This window comes from Pseudomonas sp. PS01270, assembly GCF_029959775.1.
GTDB lineage: Bacteria > Pseudomonadota > Gammaproteobacteria > Pseudomonadales > Pseudomonadaceae > Aquipseudomonas > Aquipseudomonas atacamensis.
This window is the reverse complement of record NZ_JASCPT010000004.1, coordinates 21,226-38,623: the sequence shown is the minus strand read 5'-3', so window position 1 is coordinate 38,623 and position 17,398 is coordinate 21,226. Positions and strand designations below refer to the sequence as shown.

At 59.7% G+C, this 17,398-nt stretch carries 13 protein-coding genes; 4 read left to right on the top strand and 9 right to left on the bottom strand.

Annotated features, from left to right (window positions below):
• Positions 1-122: 122 nt before the first annotated feature.
• From garD to kdgD, 4 genes are all read right to left on the bottom strand, one after another.
• Positions 123-1,676, bottom strand: a complete 1,554-nt coding sequence (gene garD, locus QMX86_RS02555; protein ID WP_016771706.1) for a galactarate dehydratase — start codon at positions 1,674-1,676, stop codon at positions 123-125.
• 11 nt (positions 1,677-1,687) lie between these two features.
• The gene (locus QMX86_RS02550; RefSeq protein WP_071174407.1) at positions 1,688-3,049 is read right to left on the bottom strand and encodes an MFS transporter; all 1,362 of its coding nucleotides are present in this window, start codon (positions 3,047-3,049) and stop codon (positions 1,688-1,690) included.
• Positions 3,050-3,202: 153 nt separating this feature from the next.
• Positions 3,203-4,648 carry an aldehyde dehydrogenase family protein gene (locus QMX86_RS02545; RefSeq protein ID WP_073473811.1) on the bottom strand — a complete coding sequence of 482 codons (1,446 nt, stop codon included), beginning with the start codon at positions 4,646-4,648 and terminating at the stop codon, positions 3,203-3,205.
• Positions 4,649-4,719: 71 nt separating this feature from the next.
• Positions 4,720-5,631 carry a 5-dehydro-4-deoxyglucarate dehydratase gene (gene kdgD / locus QMX86_RS02540; RefSeq protein WP_016771708.1) on the bottom strand — a complete coding sequence of 304 codons (912 nt, stop codon included), beginning with the start codon at positions 5,629-5,631 and terminating at the stop codon, positions 4,720-4,722.
• A 298-nt stretch (positions 5,632-5,929) separates the two neighbouring features.
• Here kdgD and QMX86_RS02535 point away from each other — a divergent pair, with 298 nt between their 5' ends.
• Positions 5,930-6,310, top strand: a complete 381-nt coding sequence (locus QMX86_RS02535) for a hypothetical protein (protein ID WP_282387635.1) — start codon at positions 5,930-5,932, stop codon at positions 6,308-6,310.
• A 3-nt stretch (positions 6,311-6,313) separates the two neighbouring features.
• On the opposite strand, the gene QMX86_RS02530 is transcribed toward QMX86_RS02535, so the two are convergent.
• The 4 genes from QMX86_RS02530 to QMX86_RS02515 all read right to left on the bottom strand — a co-directional run bounded on the left by QMX86_RS02530 (position 6,314) and on the right by QMX86_RS02515 (position 10,889).
• Positions 6,314-7,063, bottom strand: a complete 750-nt coding sequence (locus QMX86_RS02530) for a FadR/GntR family transcriptional regulator (RefSeq protein WP_282387634.1) — start codon at positions 7,061-7,063, stop codon at positions 6,314-6,316.
• A 186-nt stretch (positions 7,064-7,249) separates the two neighbouring features.
• Positions 7,250-8,977, bottom strand: coding sequence for an ABC transporter ATP-binding protein/permease (locus tag QMX86_RS02525; protein WP_073473815.1), 1,728 nt, complete (start codon positions 8,975-8,977; stop codon positions 7,250-7,252).
• A gap of 96 nt (positions 8,978-9,073) precedes the next feature.
• Positions 9,074-9,634, bottom strand: a complete 561-nt coding sequence (locus QMX86_RS02520) for a response regulator transcription factor (protein ID WP_003221630.1) — start codon at positions 9,632-9,634, stop codon at positions 9,074-9,076.
• The gene (locus QMX86_RS02515; protein ID WP_016771713.1) at positions 9,627-10,889 is read right to left on the bottom strand and encodes an ATP-binding protein; all 1,263 of its coding nucleotides are present in this window, start codon (positions 10,887-10,889) and stop codon (positions 9,627-9,629) included. The genes QMX86_RS02520 and QMX86_RS02515 overlap by 8 nt, the downstream gene beginning before the upstream one ends.
• Positions 10,890-11,300: 411 nt before the next feature.
• On the opposite strand from QMX86_RS02515, the gene QMX86_RS02510 reads away from it, so the two are divergent.
• A complete protein-coding gene (locus tag QMX86_RS02510; protein WP_122707553.1) occupies positions 11,301-12,017 on the top strand; it encodes an SIMPL domain-containing protein in 717 nt (238 codons plus the stop codon).
• A 196-nt stretch (positions 12,018-12,213) separates the two neighbouring features.
• Here QMX86_RS02510 and QMX86_RS02505 read toward each other — a convergent pair whose 3' ends face one another.
• The gene (locus QMX86_RS02505; protein WP_282385757.1) at positions 12,214-12,576 is read right to left on the bottom strand and encodes a DUF6124 family protein; all 363 of its coding nucleotides are present in this window, start codon (positions 12,574-12,576) and stop codon (positions 12,214-12,216) included.
• Between the two features lie 1,165 nt (positions 12,577-13,741).
• Here QMX86_RS02505 and QMX86_RS02500 point away from each other — a divergent pair.
• Positions 13,742-15,367, top strand: coding sequence for an ABC transporter substrate-binding protein (locus tag QMX86_RS02500; RefSeq protein ID WP_016771716.1), 1,626 nt, complete (start codon positions 13,742-13,744; stop codon positions 15,365-15,367).
• A gap of 303 nt (positions 15,368-15,670) precedes the next feature.
• Positions 15,671-17,269, top strand: coding sequence for an ABC transporter substrate-binding protein (locus tag QMX86_RS02495; protein ID WP_282385754.1), 1,599 nt, complete (start codon positions 15,671-15,673; stop codon positions 17,267-17,269).
• Positions 17,270-17,398: the final 129 nt, after the last annotated feature.

Sequence of the window (17,398 nt, the reverse complement as noted above, 5' to 3'; positions counted from 1 at the left end):
ATCGTCGAATCCATAATCGACCCGATTTGTCAGGTCGATGTATAGCGCAAAACAACTCGGTCGGCCCCCTCTCCCTCCGGGAGAGGGCTGGGGTGAGGGGCTTTTGATCTTCCATGAAACGATCAGGTAATCGGCGCCGGGTTGAACAAGGTGATGTCGTTATGCAGCTTGTGCTTCTCCGCCCAGGTCTGTTGCTTGCCACTGGCAACATCCAGGTAATAGTGAAACAACTCCCAGCCCAGTTCTTCGATGGTCGCGCGCCCGGTGGCAATGCGTCCGGCATCAATGTCGATCAGATCCGGCCAGCGCTGCGCCAGTTCAGTCCGCGTCGATACCTTGACCACCGGCGCCATGGCCAGCCCGTAAGGCGTGCCGCGACCGGTGGTGAACACGTGCAGGTTCATCCCCGCCGCCAGTTGCAGCGTACCGCAGACAAAATCACTGGCCGGCGTCGCGCAGAAAATCAGGCCCTTGTGCTTGAAACGCTCGCCCGGGCCGAGCACGCCATTGATCGCGCTGCTGCCGGACTTGACGATCGAGCCCAGCGACTTCTCGACAATGTTCGACAACCCGCCCTTCTTGTTGCCCGGCGTGGTGTTGGCGCTGCGATCGGCTTCGCCCTTGGCCAGGTAACGGTCGTACCAGTCCATCTCGCGCACCAGCTCTTCGGCGACGGTTTGCGTTTGCGCCCGCGACGTCAGCAGGTAGATCGCATCGCGCACTTCGGTGACTTCGGAAAACATCACCGTCGCCCCCGCGCGCAACAGCAAGTCTGAGGCATAACCCAGCGCCGGGTTGGCGGTGATGCCGGAGAACGCGTCGCTGCCGCCGCACTGCATACCGAGAATCAGCTCGGAGGCCGGCACGGTTTCGCGGCGGCGCTGGTCGAGTTTCTTCAAACGCACTTCGGCCAGTTCCATGATCTGTTCGATCATTTCGGTAAAACCGTGACTGGAATCCTGCAAGCGGTACAGCCACGGATCGCTGAGATCCACCGAGGCATCGTCCTCATGCATCACCTGCCCGGCCTGCAATTTCTCGCAGCCCAGACCGATCACCAGCGCCTCGCCGCCCAGGTTCGGGTTGCGCGCCAGATTGCGCACGGTACGAATCGGGATATAGGCGTCGGTGGCGGTAATCGCCACACCGCAGCCATAACTGTGGGTCAGTGCCACCACGTCATCGACGTGCGGGTACTTCGGCAACAACTCTTCCTTGATGCGCTTGACCGCATGATCGAGCACGCCGGTGACGCACTGCACGGTGGTGGTGATGCCGAGAATGTTGCGCGTGCCGACGGTGCCGTCGGCGTTGCGATAACCCTCGAACGTGAAGCCTTCCAGCGGTGCCTGCGCATCCGGCACATCGGTGGACAGCGGCAAGCTGTCCAGCGGCGGCGCGGTCGGCATGCGCAGTTGATCTTCCTTGACCCAACTGCCACGACGGATCGGCTGCAAGGCATAGCCAATGATCTGCCCATAACGAATCACCGGGCCGCCTTCGGGAATATCCTCCAGGGTGACCTTGTGGCTCTGCGGTACGAAATCCAGGGTGACCAGGCCGTCGGCGAACTCGGTACCGGCCGGTACGCCCTGATCGTTGACCACCACTACAACGTTGTCCCGCTCGTGCAGGCGGATGTAGCGCGGCGAGTCGGAATGTTCAATCAACTGCATGACGCCGCTCCTCAGGAATGCGCTTGAGACAAATTGCCGGTGGCTTCATTGCCGCCCTTGGCTGGCGGCTCTTTCAACACCACACGCTTGATCGGGCCGACAATCACCAGATAGCTGAACACCGCGACCAGTGCGTTGGCGCCGACAAACACCAGCGCCCACTTGAACGAGCCGGTGGAGCTGATGATGTAGCCGATCACGATCGGCGTGGTGATCGAAGCGATGTTGCCGAAGGTGTTGAACAAGCCACCGCTCAGACCGGCGATCTGTTTCGGCGAAGTGTCGGAAACCACCGCCCAGCCCAGTGCGCCAACGCCTTTGCCGAAGAATGCCAGCGCCATGAAGCCCACCACCATCCATTCCACGTCAACATAGTTGCACGCGACGATGCTGCTCGACACCAGCAGACCGGCGATGATCGGCGCCTTGCGAGCGAAAGTCAGCGAATGGCCCTTGCGCAGCAGGTAATCGGAAATCACCCCGCCAAGCACGCCGCCGATGAAGCCGCAGATCGCCGGCAACGAAGCGATGAAACCGGCCTTGAGAATGGTCATGCCACGCTCTTGCACCAGATACACCGGGAACCAGGTCAGGAAGAAATAGGTGATGCCGTTGATGCAGTACTGGCCCAGATACACGCCCAGCATCATGCGGTTGGTCAGCAGCTGACGGATGTAATCCCACTTCGGACCGTCGGACTTCTTGCCCTTCTGATCCATGTCGACCATGCCGCCGTTGTCAGCGATGTGCTTGAACTCGGCCTCGTTGACCCGTGGGTGTTCGCGCGGGCTGTAGATGACTCTCAGCCACACCAGCGAGAACACGATACCGAGGATACCCATGACGATGAACACGTGCTCCCAGCCGAAGCTGTAGACGATCCAGCCCATCAACGGCGCAAACAACACGGTGGCAAAGTATTGCGCCGAGTTGAAGATCGCCGAAGCGGTGCCGCGTTCAGCGGTCGGGAACCACGCCGCCACGATGCGCGCGTTGCCGGGGAACGATGGCGCTTCCGCCAGGCCCACCAGGAAACGCAGCATGAACAGCGCAACCACTGCCGTGGACATGCCGAATTCACCGACGAAGCCTTGCAGCACGGTGAACAGCGACCAGGTGAAAATGCTCAGGGCATAGACTTTTTTCGAGCCGAAGCGATCGAGCAGCCAGCCACCGGGAATTTGCCCGGCGACGTAGGCCCAACCGAATGCGGAGAAGATGTAGCCGAGGGTGACGGCGTCAATGCCAAGGTCCTTTTGCAGGCTGGAGCCGGCAATGGCGATCGTGGCACGGTCGGCGTAATTGATCGTGGTCACCAGAAACAGCATGAGCAGGATCAAATAGCGGACGTGAGTCGGCTTGGAGGATTGCATGCAGATGTACTCCCACTGATTATTTTTATGCGGGTAAAACATTCTTTGGTCTTTGTGGGAGCTGGCTTGCCAGCGATGGCATCAGCGCGGCGTGCCTGCAGCACCGCGTTGCCTGAATCGCTGGCAAGCCAGCTCCCACAGGTATTGCGTGTATCAGGAACCGATGTAGGCAGTCTTCACGACCGTGTAGAACTCTTGTGCATAGCGGCCCTGCTCACGGGAGCCGTAGGACGAGCCTTTACGCCCGCCGAACGGTACGTGGTAATCCACACCGGCGGTCGGCAGGTTGACCATCACCATCCCGGCCTGGGAGTGGCGCTTGAAGTGGTTGGCGTACTTCAGCGAGGTGGTGGCGATGCCGGCCGACAAGCCGAATTCGGTGTCGTTGGCCATTGCCAGCGCAGCTTCGTAATCGGCCACGCGAACGATGTTGGCCACTGGGCCGAAGATCTCTTCGCGGCTGATACGCATCGACGCTTCACTGTCGGCGAACAGGGTTGGCGCGAGGAAGTAGCCCTCGGTGTCGCAAGTCACCACACCACCGCCGCTGACCAGACGTGCACCTTCGGACTGGCCGATGTCGATGTACTTCATGTCCTGTTCAAGCTGCGCCTGGGAAACCACCGGACCTATGTCGGTGCCGGCTTTCAGCGCGTGGCCGACCTTGATCGACTTCATGCGCTCGGCCATCGCTTCAACGAACTTGTCGTGAATGCCGGCGGTAACGATCAGACGGCTCGACGCCGTGCAGCGCTGGCCGGTGGAGTAGAACGCGCTCTGCACCGACAGCTCGACCGCTTGCTTGAGGTCGGCGTCGTCGAGAATGATCTGCGGGTTCTTGCCGCCCATTTCCAGCTGCACCTTGGCCTGGCGCGAAACGCAGTTGACCGCGATCTGACGACCCACGCCCACCGAACCGGTGAAGCTGATGCCGTCGACTTTCGGGCTGTTGACCAACGCCTCGCCAACCACGCGACCGCTGCCCATTACCAGGTTGAACACACCGGCCGGGAAGCCCGCGCGGGAAATAATTTCGGCCAGCGCCCAGGCGCAGCCCGGCACCAGATCGGCAGGCTTGAGTACGACGCAGTTGCCATAGGCCAGGGCCGGAGCAATTTTCCACGCGGGGATGGCAATCGGGAAGTTCCACGGGGTGATCAGACCGACCACGCCCAGCGCTTCGCGGGTGACTTCGACGTTGACGCCCGGGCGAACCGACGGCACGTAGTCACCGGACAGGCGCAGGCATTCACCGGCGAAGAACTTGAAAATATTGCCGGCGCGGGTCACTTCACCGATCGCTTCCGGCAGGGTCTTGCCCTCTTCACGGGCCAACAGCGTGCCGAGCTCTTCGCGACGGGCGAGGATCTCGCTGCCGACTTTATCCAGCGAATCGTGACGGGCCTGAATGCCCGACGTGGAGTACGCCGGGAACGCAGCGCGGGCAGCGTCGATGGCGGCGTTGACCTGGGTCAGGTCAGCCTTGGCGTAGTCGCCGATGGTGTCGCTGAGTTCGGACGGGTTGATGTTGGCCGAATAATCGGCACCGGCGACCCATTCGCCATTGATGTAGTTGTCGTAGCGTTTTGCAGTTGTCACAGGGCAGCCCTCAACTCTAAAAGCCTTCACGCAAAAAGCCGCTGATTGCTCAGCGGCCTCGCTTTTCTCGTTTATTGCGCGCCTTGCTTGTCGATCAGCGCGGCGAGCATTTCGTACTCTTCGCCGGTCAGGTCGGTCAGCGGCGCACGCACCGGACCTGCGTCATAGCCGGCGATTTTTGCACCTGCCTTGACGATGCTCACGGCGTAACCGGCCTTGCGGTTGCGGATGTCCAGGTACGGCAGGAAGAAGTCGTCGATGATCTTGCCGACGGTGGCGTGATCTTCGCGAGCGATCGCGTGGTAGAAGTCCATCGCGGTTTTCGGGATGAAGTTGAACACCGCCGAGGAGTAGACCGGCACGCCCAACGCCTTGTAGGCAGCGGCGTAGACTTCAGCGGTCGGCAAACCACCCAGGTAGCTGAAGCGATCACCGAGGCGGCGACGGATCGACACCATCAACTCGATATCGCCCAGGCCATCCTTGTAGCCGATCAGGTTCGGGCAGCGCTCGGCCAGACGTTCCAGCAGCGGCGCGTTGAGGCGGCAAACGTTGCGGTTGTAGACGACCACACCGATCTTCACCGATTTGCACACGGCTTCAACGTGGGCGGCAACACCGTCCTGGCTCGCTTCGGTCAGGTAGTGCGGCAGCAGCAACAGGCCTTTGGCGCCCAGACGCTCGGCTTCCTGAGCGTATTCGATGGCCTGGCGGGTCGAACCACCGACGCCGGCCAGGATCGGCACGCTGGTTGCGCAGGTGTCGACGGCAGTCTTGATGATTTCCGAGTATTCGCTGGCGGCCAGGGAGAAGAACTCACCGGTGCCACCGGCGGCGAACAGAGCCGAAGCGCCATACGGAGCCAGCCATTCCAGGCGTTTGATGTAGCCCGCGCGGTTGAAATCGCCCTGCGCGTTGAAATCGGTCACCGGGAAAGACAGCAGGCCGGCAGAGAGGATGGACTTCAGTTCTTGTGGATTCATTATTCGAACACCCTGGTAGCAACGTTTTATTGTGAGTGGACCGTTCAGCCTTCGCCGAAGTTGTAGGTCATCGTACAACTTAAAAAATAACCGTCAACTGCATTTCATCGTTGGCAGGGCTTTTTTGTCCGACAAAATCGCTGTCTATACTTCTGGAAATCGCTGGAAGGCCCGTCCTTGAAGCATTTTCTCGCGGAAATATCTGGTCTGGATTCGTTTAATTCTGAGAGGACCAGCGGCTCGTAAAGTACGTCGACTGCCACGAAGGATCGTGGCGGACCACTCAAAGGAAGCCGCTATGTCGATGCATTTTGCCGCCCCCACCCTCACCCACATCGCCCCTGCGCAAGACGACTGCGTGACACTTCAGCTCTCGCAACTGCCGGAGATCCTCACCGTGCAGGTCCCGGATTCCAGCGATTTCGCAGCAAACTGGAGCGTCTACGCGATTCTCGGCAGCGATGGAGAAGAACCCGAATGGGAAGGTGATGAGGTGGACACCGGCGCCTGGGACGACGCCGAGGATGAAATGGAAAAGCTGCTCGACATCGAGGTGCATCTGCCGAAAGAGGCGCTTCAACCGTACCTGAACCGCGAAGTGGAGCTGCGTTACAAGTTTCGCGATGAGTCGAGTATGGAGCCGTACTCGCTGCCGCTGAGGCTGCGCATAGAGGCGTAATGCTCAGTTTCGCTGCGCCTGCGCCTCTTCATGGGCCTGGCGCAGTCTTTCGCGGCTGTTGGTCAGGTGCAACCGCATTGCGGCGCGGGCAGCATCGGAATCCTGACGGGCAATCGCGTCGTAGATTTCCTCGTGCTCGCGGCTCAGGCGGCTCATGTAGTGCTGTTGATCATCGTGGGCCAGCCGCGCCGAGTTCAGCCGCGTACGTGGAATGATGCTGGTGCCCAGGTGCGTCATGATGTCGGTGAAGTAGCGGTTGCCGGTGGACAGGGCGATTTCCAGATGGAAAGCGAAGTCTGAAGACACCGCATCGCTGGCGTGCGAGGCGCTTTCGTTCAGGGCGTCGAGGGCGGCGCGCATGGTTGCCAGTTGCTCGGCACTGCGACGTTGCGCGGCGAGGCCGGCGGATTCGACTTCGAGGCTGATGCGCAATTCGAGAATCGCCAGGACGTCACGCAGAGTGACGACAGTGGCCGGGTCGATGCGGAAACCGCTCGGGCTCGGTGTGTCGAGAACGAAAGTGCCGATGCCATGGCGGGTTTCCACCTGACCGGCAGCCTGCAAACGGGAAATCGCCTCGCGCACCACGGTGCGGCTGACACCATGGGCTTCCATGATCGCCGACTCGGTGGGCAATTTGTCGCCACGCTTGAGCAGGCCATCACGGATCTGCTCGCTCAACACCGTCACCAATTCCTGGGCGAGGCTGCGGCGCTTGCGGGGGAGGCGCGGGGTGTCGATCAGCTTTTCCATGGTCTGCATCTTGTCTCGAAAGTTCGGCTTGGCGCCATCATAGCTCAAGCGAGTTGTACGATCACCGGGCAGATCACATTACCCCAATGTGGGAGCGAGCCTGCTCGCGAAAGCGGTGGTTCAGACGACAGATTCGTCGACCAAGATGGCCCCTTCGCGAGCAGGCTCGCTCCCACAGGTGAGTGTTCAGACAGTTATGGCCTGTTCGACCAGACGACCGCTGTCGATCCGCACATGCCGTGGATGGAATCGTTTCAAACTGCTTCGGTGACCGACGCTGACGATGCTCAGACCCGGAATCTCGTCAATCAACGCTTGATACAAGGTCGCCTCATCCTCTTCATCCATCGCCGATGTAGCCTCGTCCATGTACAGCCATTGCGGTGCATAAAGGAGCGCGCGGGCGAAGGCCAGGCGTTGTTGCTCGCCCGGCGAGAGCATGCGCTGCCAGTGATTGGCTTCATCCAGCCGCCCGACCAAGTGCGGCAGACGACAGGTTTCCAGCACCTGTGCATAACGCTCCGGCGCGTAAGTATCGCCCGGCTGTGGATAACTCAGCGCTTCACGCAATGTGCCGATCGGCAGATAAGGCTTCTGCGGCAAGAACAGATAGCGCGCCGCCGGTAAACGAATATTGCCGTGCCCCGCCGGCCACAAATGTCCCATCGCCCGCAGCAGTGTCGACTTGCCGCTGCCGGAACGGCCGCTGAGCATCACGCGCTCACCCGGCTCAACGGTCATGTCGGCGTCGGTCAGCAGGTGACGACCATCGGCCAGATCCAGGCCGAGGTTGTGCACCTGCAAGTCGCTGCCCTGATTCTGCACGTCGATGGCCGGGGTGCGTTGTTCGTTGTCGCTCATGGCCTGACGGAAACTCAGCAGACGATCACAGGTGGCGCGCCAAGCGGCCAAGTCCGAATACGCAGTGATGAACCAGCTGAAATTCTCCTGCACGTTGCCGAACGCCGAGTTGATTTGCATCAGCTCGCCCAGTTCGATCTTGCCGGACAGATAGCGCGGTGCGGCGACGACAAACGGGAAAATGATTGCGATCTGACCGTAGCCGGAGGTGAAGAACGTCAGGCGCTTGGACACGCGCATGATGTCCCAGAAATTGTGCCAGACCAGCCCGAAGCGGTTGCTCAGGCGGCGGTTCTCATTCGGTTCGCCGTTGTACAAGGCGATGCTTTCCGCGTTCTCACGCACGCGCACCATGGAAAAACGCAGGTCTGCTTCGAAGCGTTGTTGCTTGTTGTTCAGACCGATCAGACGGCGACCGATCAAATGCGTCAGCCAACTGCCGACCGCTGCATACAACAGCGCACACCAGAACATGTAGCCGGGAATCTCGATGCCGAACACTTCGATACTGCCCGACACTCCCCACAAAATGATCGAGAACGACACCAGACTGACAATCGTGCGCAGCAGCCCGAGGCCCAGGCTCAGGGTGTTGGCGGTGTAAGTGTTGAGGTCTTCGGAAATCCGCTGGTCGGGGTTATCGGTATAACCGCCCTGCTCCAGCTGATAGTAATTCTTGTGGTCGAGCCAGCGCTTGAAGTGCTTTTCGGTCAGCCACGCCCGCCAGCGAATCGTCAGCATCTGCGTCAGATACAACCGATACACCGCGCCGAGAATCGCCACCGTCGCGATGCCGCAGAAATACAGGATCAACTGCCAGAACGCGGCTTCATCCTTTCTCTGCAAGGCGTTGTAGAAATCCTTGTACCAACTGTTGATCCACACCGAGATCGCTACGCTGAACAGCGTCAGCGCAATTACGGCAATCAGCAACGTCCAGGCCTTGCCCTTCTCTTCGCTGCGCCAGTAAGGCGTGGTCATCGCCCAGACTTTGCGAAAAAACTGCCCGCGCACAGCATCGTTGACCGCGGAATATTCAGCGTTCTGATTCATGGATAAGGCTCGATAGTAAAAAGAACGGACACGCGCCGATCATAGATGATCGGCGCGTTTTATCGCGAGGGCTGGCGATAGTCGTTCAGCGCAGGTTCAGCGACGAACCGGACGCTTCTGCAATTTGCGCTGCAAGGTGCGGCGGTGCATGCCCAGCGCGCGGGCCGTGGCGGAAATGTTGCCTTCGTGCTCGGTGAGCACGCGCTGGATGTGCTCCCATTGCAGGCGATCGACCGACATCGGGTTTTCCGGCACCAGACTGTCGAGGTCGGCATGCTCGGACAGCAGCGCGGCCAGCACGTCGTCGGCATCGGCGGGTTTGCACAGGTAGTTGCAGGCGCCACGCTTGATCGCCTCGACTGCCGTGGCAATGCTCGAATAACCGGTGAGGATCACCACGCGCATTTCCGGATCGAGTTCCAGCAGCTTGGGCAGCAGGACCAGACCGGAGTCGCCATCCATTTTCAGGTCCAGCGCGGCGTAATCAGGCAGATCGGCCTGGGCGATGGTCAGGCCTTCTTCCGCAGAACCGGCAGTGCTGACGCGAAAGCCGCGGCGGGCCATGGCGCGGGCCATGACGCGGGTGAAGGTCGCGTCGTCGTCGACCAGCAGCAGATGCGGCAGTTCTTCGCCTTCGACTTGGATTTCGTCACTCATGTTGGTCTCCTCGGGCGCCGTGGGGCAGGCGCAGCTCGGTGAGCGTGCCGCCTTCCTCATGACTATAGAGTTTCACTGAGCCGCCGGCGCGTGTCACGCTGGCCTTGCTCAAAAACAGGCCCAGGCCGAAACCTTTGCCCTTGGTGGTAAAAAACGGCTTGCCGATCTGCTCGGCGATGGCCAGCGGCACACCGGCGCCGTGGTCGCGAATGCTGATCGTCAAAGTCTCTGCGTCCCAGTCCAGCGTCACCTGGAGATTTTCCGGGCAGGCGTCGGCTGCATTGTTGAGCAGATTCAGCAAAGCCTGGGTCAGATCCGGCGGCGGCGCCATGCGCGGCACCGCACCCTGGCCGAGACGCTGGAAGCGGTAACTGGCTTCCGGGCGCATCAGGTGCCAACGGTTCAACGCCTCGTCGAGCCAGTCGGTGACGTCCTGCATCTCCACCGCCAGACGCCGGTTGGCCTCGGCGGCGCGGACCAGTTGCTGCAAGGTTTCCTTGCACAGCTTGACCTGATCCTGCAGCACTTTCAGATCGTCCTGCAGCAACGCATCGGGGTGATCCTGCTGCATTTCCTTGAGCAGCACGCTCATGGTCGCCAGCGGTGTGCCCAATTCATGCGCAGCACCGGCGGCCTGGGTCGCAACGGCGAGCAGCTGCTGATCGCGCAGGCCTTCTTCGCGGCGAATCGCGCGCAATTCTTCCTGCCGGCGCAGCTCTTCAGCCATACGCGCGGCGAAAAACGTGATGACCGCAGCAGCCAGGGCAAAGCTCAGCCACATGCCGTAGATCTGCAGATTCTCACGGGCGACCGGTAGGGTTTCCAGCGGATAGAAACGCGTCAGCATCAGCGTGTACAGCGCCAGCGCGATGCCCGACAGAATCACCGAATAACGCCACGGCAAGGTCACCGCCGCGATGGTCAGCGGCACCAGATAATAAGAAACGAAGGGGTTGGTCGAACCGCCGGAGAAATACAGCAGCGCACTGTGGATCACCAGATCGCAGGCCAGTTGCAGCGCGTATTCGAGCTCGGTCACCGGCCACGATGTGCGCAGGCGCACGGCAGTGAACACGCAGAGCAGAATCGAACAGCCCAGGGTCATCGCCAGTTGCACCCACGGCAATGGCAACAATTGCAGCCAGTAGGCCAGGCCCACGGACCCGGCCTGCGCGGCGAGCACCAGGGTGCGGATGAAAGTCAGCCGCCAGAGGTTCTGGCGAGTGGCGGAAGTCAGTTGTACGGGGGCGAGCATGAGCTCTCCTGATGAGCGCTCCAGGCGGATCGCACGGAGTATAACCAAGGCGCGGGGTTCAGAGGCGAAAGTGCGGCAAACGACCACATGGCGACGATGGAGAATTCATCTGAGTTGAAGAAGATTCCGAGGGCTATTGGAGATCAATTGTGGCGAGGGGATTTATCCCCACTGGGTGGCGGAGCCGCCCCCAAATCATGCGACCTCATTTAACCAGACATACCGCATCAGCCGGATTTGCGACTGCTGCGCAGCCGAACGGGGATAAATCCCCTCGCCACAGAAGCACTCCCCACTGCGCGCAGGCATCTGTATAGAAGTTGTAACTGGGCGAACCGGATCATAGAAGTTAGAGTCTGATGGTTCACGCAGGCCGCGACTCATCACCTGCGCCTCATTCAAGGAGCCTTCATGCACACATTTCGCCGCAGCGCCGCCCTCCTCGCCCTGACCGTCGGCAGCGTCGCCAGCCTCCCGGTTCTGGCCGCCGATGAGCTGCACTACAACCAGATTTCCCTGCGCGCCGAAGTCAGCCAGGAAGTGGCCCGCGACCAGATGATCGTGACGCTCTACACCGAAGAGCAGAACACCGACCCGGCCAAACTCGCCGCCGCCATCAGCACCACCATGAACAAGGCCACCGCCCAGGCCAAACAAGTCAAAGACATCACCCTGCGCACGGGCAGCCGCAACAGTTATCCGATCTACGACACCAAAGGCCAGAAGATCACCGGCTGGCGCGAACGCGCCGAACTGCGCCTGGAAAGCACCGACTTCGCCGCCCTGTCCAAACTCACCGGCGAGTTACTGACCGACCTGAAAATGGGCGGCATGGACTTCGCCATCGCCGACCCGACCCGCAAGGCCAGCGAAGACCAGTTGCTCAAAGAAGCCGTCACCGCGTTCAAGACCCGCGCGCAACTGGCCACCGACGCCCTGGGCGGCAAGGGCTACAAAATCGTCAACCTGAACCTCAACAGCAACGGTTACCCACAACCGTACCTGCGCGCGCCGATGATGATGAAAGCCGCAGCCATGGATTCCGCGCCGGTGACCCCGGAAGTTGAAGCCGGCACCAGCCAGGTCAGCATGACCGCTGATGGCTCGATTGAAGTGTTGATGCAGTGATTTGAGCTTGGCTGAATGAAGGACCGGCAATCAGTAATGGTTGCCGGTTTTTTTTGTGCCTGGGTTTTGTAGTGAATGATCCACCGCTATCGCTGGCAAGCCAGCTCCCACAGGTTTTGTAGTGTCTTGAAATCGCATATAACCCTGTGGGAGCGGACTTGCCCGCGAAAAACGATAACGCGGTGGCCCTGACTGATTACGTACGCGGATCAACCCGATCCAGCGCCCGATTCACCGCCAGCTCCGCCAGCATGATGATCTGCTGAATCGCCAGCGCCGTATTGCGCTGCGGCCTACCAAGCTGATCGGCGAAATCGCTGGCCAGCGTATTGGCTGAAGCAAGGGATTCACAGGCGTGAGCCAGCAGGCTTTCAGTGTCGATGTCGGGCTGGACCAGAAACATCGTGCCGGGCGGATGGGGTTTGCCGGGTGGCGGGCAGAGATAGAAATCGAGGGCACGCTTGATGGCTTCGCGGTTTTTCGCGAGATCGTCGGCGCGCAGCGCGGCTTCAAGGGGGGTTGTGGTTTCTTCGGGTGGGTCGGGGACTGGTTTGCTCATGCGCTTCACCTATGAGGTTGAGCCATCTCGATGCCGTTTCTCACACGGCGAAGAGGTGGCAGCTTTGTGCGGGGTGAGAAAACCGGTCATAGGCACCCGGCCGGACATAAGCCCGCCCGCACAGAGCCGCCATAACGCACTTGCAGGCAGCAAACTTGCTGGCGGCAATTATGCGGATCTGGGCACTGAATGACTATGAATGTCGGGTTCTCACACCCGATCGCTGAACAACCAGCGACGACCCAAGCCTAGAGAGCGGACGTCCGACGGACAACCTGAAAACCTTGTGGGAAGGTTCGGGTTATTTGGCATCGGAATTAAACAAACTCAAGTCCTCGGGGGCCTGGACGTGCCGCATCGCGAGCAGGCTCACTCCTACAAAAGCCAAGGCAAAGCAGCGCAGCTGCCCGCGGCGAAGCCGCCCCACTCCACAATGAGCGCAAGCTCGAGTACCGCTTTTGATCTTGATCCACCGGCGACGTCGGAAGGCTGAGTGGAGGGATTGATCCGGGTGTGGGAGCGCAGCGACCGTCTGGCGCAGCCAGACACAGCGGAAGGAGGTGCAGCGAAGCAAACCGGAGCCGCTGCGCCCGGATCAGTCCCGGAGCGAAGGAACCCGAGCCTGCGAGGGCCGAACGTAGGAGCAAGCCTTTTGGGTTACCTTTTTGGCGTTTGAAAAAGGTGACCCGCCGTAAGGGCGGAACCGTAATCCGCAACACCCGCAGTAACGGATATACACCCAAAACCCCAAGAGCCTGGTCGGCCCACAGGCCGCCAAGGTGCCACCAATCGAAACACCCAGTTGCACCAAGTAAAACTCCCCAATCCCTGCCCCAATCCACCCCACCCTAAGCCACCCCAAAAACCCCTCAACCCCGCCCATCCCCAAGGGTATAAATAAGTAACACCAAGCCCCACCCAAGCGCACCCGACACCTCCAGCGCACCATTTCAGTGCCCCGAATGCACCTTAAAAACCACCCGCAAACGGTCAAATGCGTCAAAAGTTATACGGATGCGACATTAAGGTACGTTCGTGCCACCGTTTAACGCCGCCGACCGCTCTGGATCTTGCATTGGGTATGGGGCCTGCATAAGTATCCGCAGGCACGACTCACGAGGTCGTACCTCACAACTAAAAAATGACAACAAATCATGAGGCCAACATGCTTAAACACGCGGTCATTCCGTTTCTAGTCGGCGCAGGCTTGTTAGCCTCCGCACCTTTCGCCACCGCTGCGACTAACCTGGTGTTCTGCTCCGAAGGGAGCCCGGCCGGTTTTGATCCAGGCCAGTACACCACCGGAACCGACTTCGACGCCTCAGCCGAAACCATGTTCAACCGCCTGACCCAGTTCGAGCGCGGCGGCACCGCCGTGATTCCTGGCCTGGCGACCAAGTGGGACATTTCCGACGATGGCCTGACTTACACCTTCCACCTGCGTGAAGGCGTCAAGTTCCACACCACCCCGTATTTCAAGCCGACTCGTGAATTCAACGCCGACGACGTGCTGTTTACCTTCAACCGCATGATCAACAAGGACGACCCGTTCCGTAAGGCGTACCCGACCGAATTCCCGTACTTCACCGACATGGGGATGGACACCAACATCACCAAGATCGATAAAGTCGACGACCACACCGTCAAGTTCACTCTGAAAGAAGTCGACGCCGCGTTCATCCAGAACATGGCCATGAGCTTCGCTTCCGTGCAGTCCGCCGAATACGCGGCCCAACTGCTCAAGGATGGCAAAGCCGCCGACATCAACCAGAAGCCGATCGGCACCGGCCCGTTTGTGTTCAAGAGCTACCAGAAAGACTCGAACATCCGTTACACCGGCAACAAGGATTACTGGAAACCTGAAGACGTGAAGATCGACAACCTGATCTTCGCCATCACCACCGACCCGTCGGTGCGTATCCAGAAGCTGAAAAAGAACGAGTGCCAGGTCACCCTGTTCCCGCGTCCGGCCGATCTGAAAGCGCTGAAAGAAGACAAGTCGCTGAAGATGCCGGATCAGGCCGGCTTCAACCTGGGCTACATCGCCTACAACGTGATGGACAAGGTCAAGGGCAGCAACGAGGCCAACCCACTGGCTGACCTGCGCGTGCGTCAGGCGCTGGACATGGCCGTGAACAAGCCGCAGATCATCGATTCGGTTTATCAGGGCGCCGGCCAACTGGCCGTCAACGCCATGCCGCCGACCCAGTGGTCCTACGACACCACCATCAAGGATGCCAAGTACGACCCTGAGAAAGCCAAACAGCTGCTCAAGGAAGCCGGCGTCAAGGAAGGTACCGAGATCGTCCTGTGGGCGATGCCGGTGCAGCGTCCGTACAACCCGAACGCCAAACTGATGGCTGAAATGCTCCAGTCCGACTGGGCCAAGATCGGCTTGAAAGTGAAGATCACCAGCTACGAATGGGGCGAGTACATCAAGCGTTCCAAAGGTGGCGAGAACCAGGCCATGATCATTGGCTGGAGCGGTGACAATGGTGATCCGGACAACTGGCTCAACGTTCTGTTCGGCTGCGACTCGCTGAGCGGCAACAACTTCTCCAAGTGGTGCGACAAGAAGTTCGACGGCCTGGTGAAAGAAGCCAAACGCACTACTGACCAGGGCAAGCGCACCGAGCTGTACAAACAGGCGCAACACGTCCTCAAAGATGCAGTTCCAATGACACCTATCGCTCACTCGACGGTGTATCAACCCATGCGCGCCAACGTGCAGGATTTCAAGATCAGCCCATTTGGCCTGAATTCCTTCTACGGCGTCAGCGTCAGCAAGTAAGACATTGCAACGGCGGCGTTTCTGACGTCGCCGTTGCTTTATCTACCGGGAAAAAAGGAAAAGGCCTACACCCAAATCCGCCGCAGATGATTGCTTCGGTATAGGCGCGTCGACTTTTCCTACGAGCATTAAGGCAATTACGTATTTACTGCCAGAGGCACGGTGCCTACCGTCGCGTACTGACCAGTGTCTGCGTGGGCCACCGGTTTTGCCGTACGTATTTGGATTGAGCTCAATGCGACCAGAAAGTCCCGGGATCGGGATCCAGGTGCATTGCATAACACTAAAAAAAGAGGGAGCGTCATGCGCCATACCTTGGTTTTTTCCGCACTGTTGGGCGCCGGCCTGTTGGCCGCCACGTCTGCAAGCTACGCCGCCAGCGACAGCCTGGTGTTCTGCTCGGAAGGCAGCCCGGCGGGTTTCGATACCGCGCAGTACACGACGGCCACCGACAACGACGCCGCCGAGCCGCTGTACAACCGCCTCGTCGAGTTCGAAAAAGGCGCGACCAATGTCGTACCGGGCCTGGCGACCAAGTGGGACATTTCCGAAGATGGCCTGAAATACACCTTTCACCTGCGTGAAGGCGTGAAATTTCATACAACCCCTTACTTCAAGCCGAGCCGCGATTTCAACGCTGACGATGTCGTGTTCACGTTCACTCGCATGCTCGATGCGCAACAGCCATTCCGCAAGGCCTATCCCACCGAGTTTCCGTACTTCAACGGGATGAGCCTGAACAAGAACATCGCCAAGGTCGAGAAGACCGGGCCGCTGACCGTGGAGTTCACGCTCAACAGCGTCGACGCCGCGTTCATCCAGAACATCGCGATGAGCTTCGCTTCGATTCTGTCTGCCGAATACGCCGACAAGCTGCTGGCCGACGGCAAGCCGAGCGACATCAACCAGAAGCCGATCGGCACCGGGCCGTTCGTGTTCAAGAGCTACCAGAAAGACTCGAACATCCGTTACACCGGTAACCCGCAGTACTGGGATCCGAGCCGGGTCAAGCTGAAGAACCTGATTTTCGCCATCAACACCGACGCGTCGGTACGTGTGCAGAAGCTCAAGGCCAACGAGTGCCAGATCACCCTGCACCCGCGCCCTGCCGATGTTGAAGCGCTGAAGGCCGACCCGAAACTGCAACTGATTTCCAAGCCGGGCTTCAACCTCGGCTACATCGCCTACAACGTCCGCCACAAGCCGTTCGATCAACTGGAAGTGCGTCAGGCGCTGGACATGGCGGTGAATAAACAGGGAATTCTCAACGCTGTTTATCAAGGCGCCGGCCAACTGGCCGTCAACGCCATGCCACCGACCCAGTGGTCCTACGACGACACCATCAAGGACGCCGCCTACAACCCGGAAAAAGCCAAGGAACTGCTCAAGGCCGCCGGCGTGAAAGAAGGCACCGAGATCACCCTGTGGGCGATGCCGGTGCAGCGTCCATACAACCCGAACGCCAAGCTGATGGCCGAAATGCTCCAGTCCGACTGGGCCAAGATCGGTCTGAAAGTGAAGATCGTCAGCTACGAATGGGGCGAGTACATCAAGCGCACCAAGAACGGCGAGCACGACGTCAGCCTGATCGGCTGGACCGGTGACAATGGGGATCCGGACAACTGGCTGGGCACGCTGTACAGCTGTGACGCCATCGGCGGCAACAACTACTCCATGTGGTGCGATCCGGCTTACGACAAGCTGATCAAACAGGCCAAGGTCGTCACCGACCGCGACCAGCGCACCGTGCTTTATAAACAGGCCCAGCAATTGCTTAAACAGCAAGTGCCGATCACGCCTGTCGCCCACTCGACGGTCAACCAGCCGTTAAGCACCCGGGTCGAAGGATTCAAAGTCAGCCCGTTCGGCCGCAACGTGTTCTCGGGTGTCAGTATCGATTAAACCAACCGATTAGCCGCAATGCTGAGGGGAGCCGTCTACTTCCCTCACGCAAGCGCTTTGCCGAAATTCGCCCATCCGGCTTTTTGCAAACGTTTGCGATGTGTGAACGAGTTCTAAACCAATAACCGG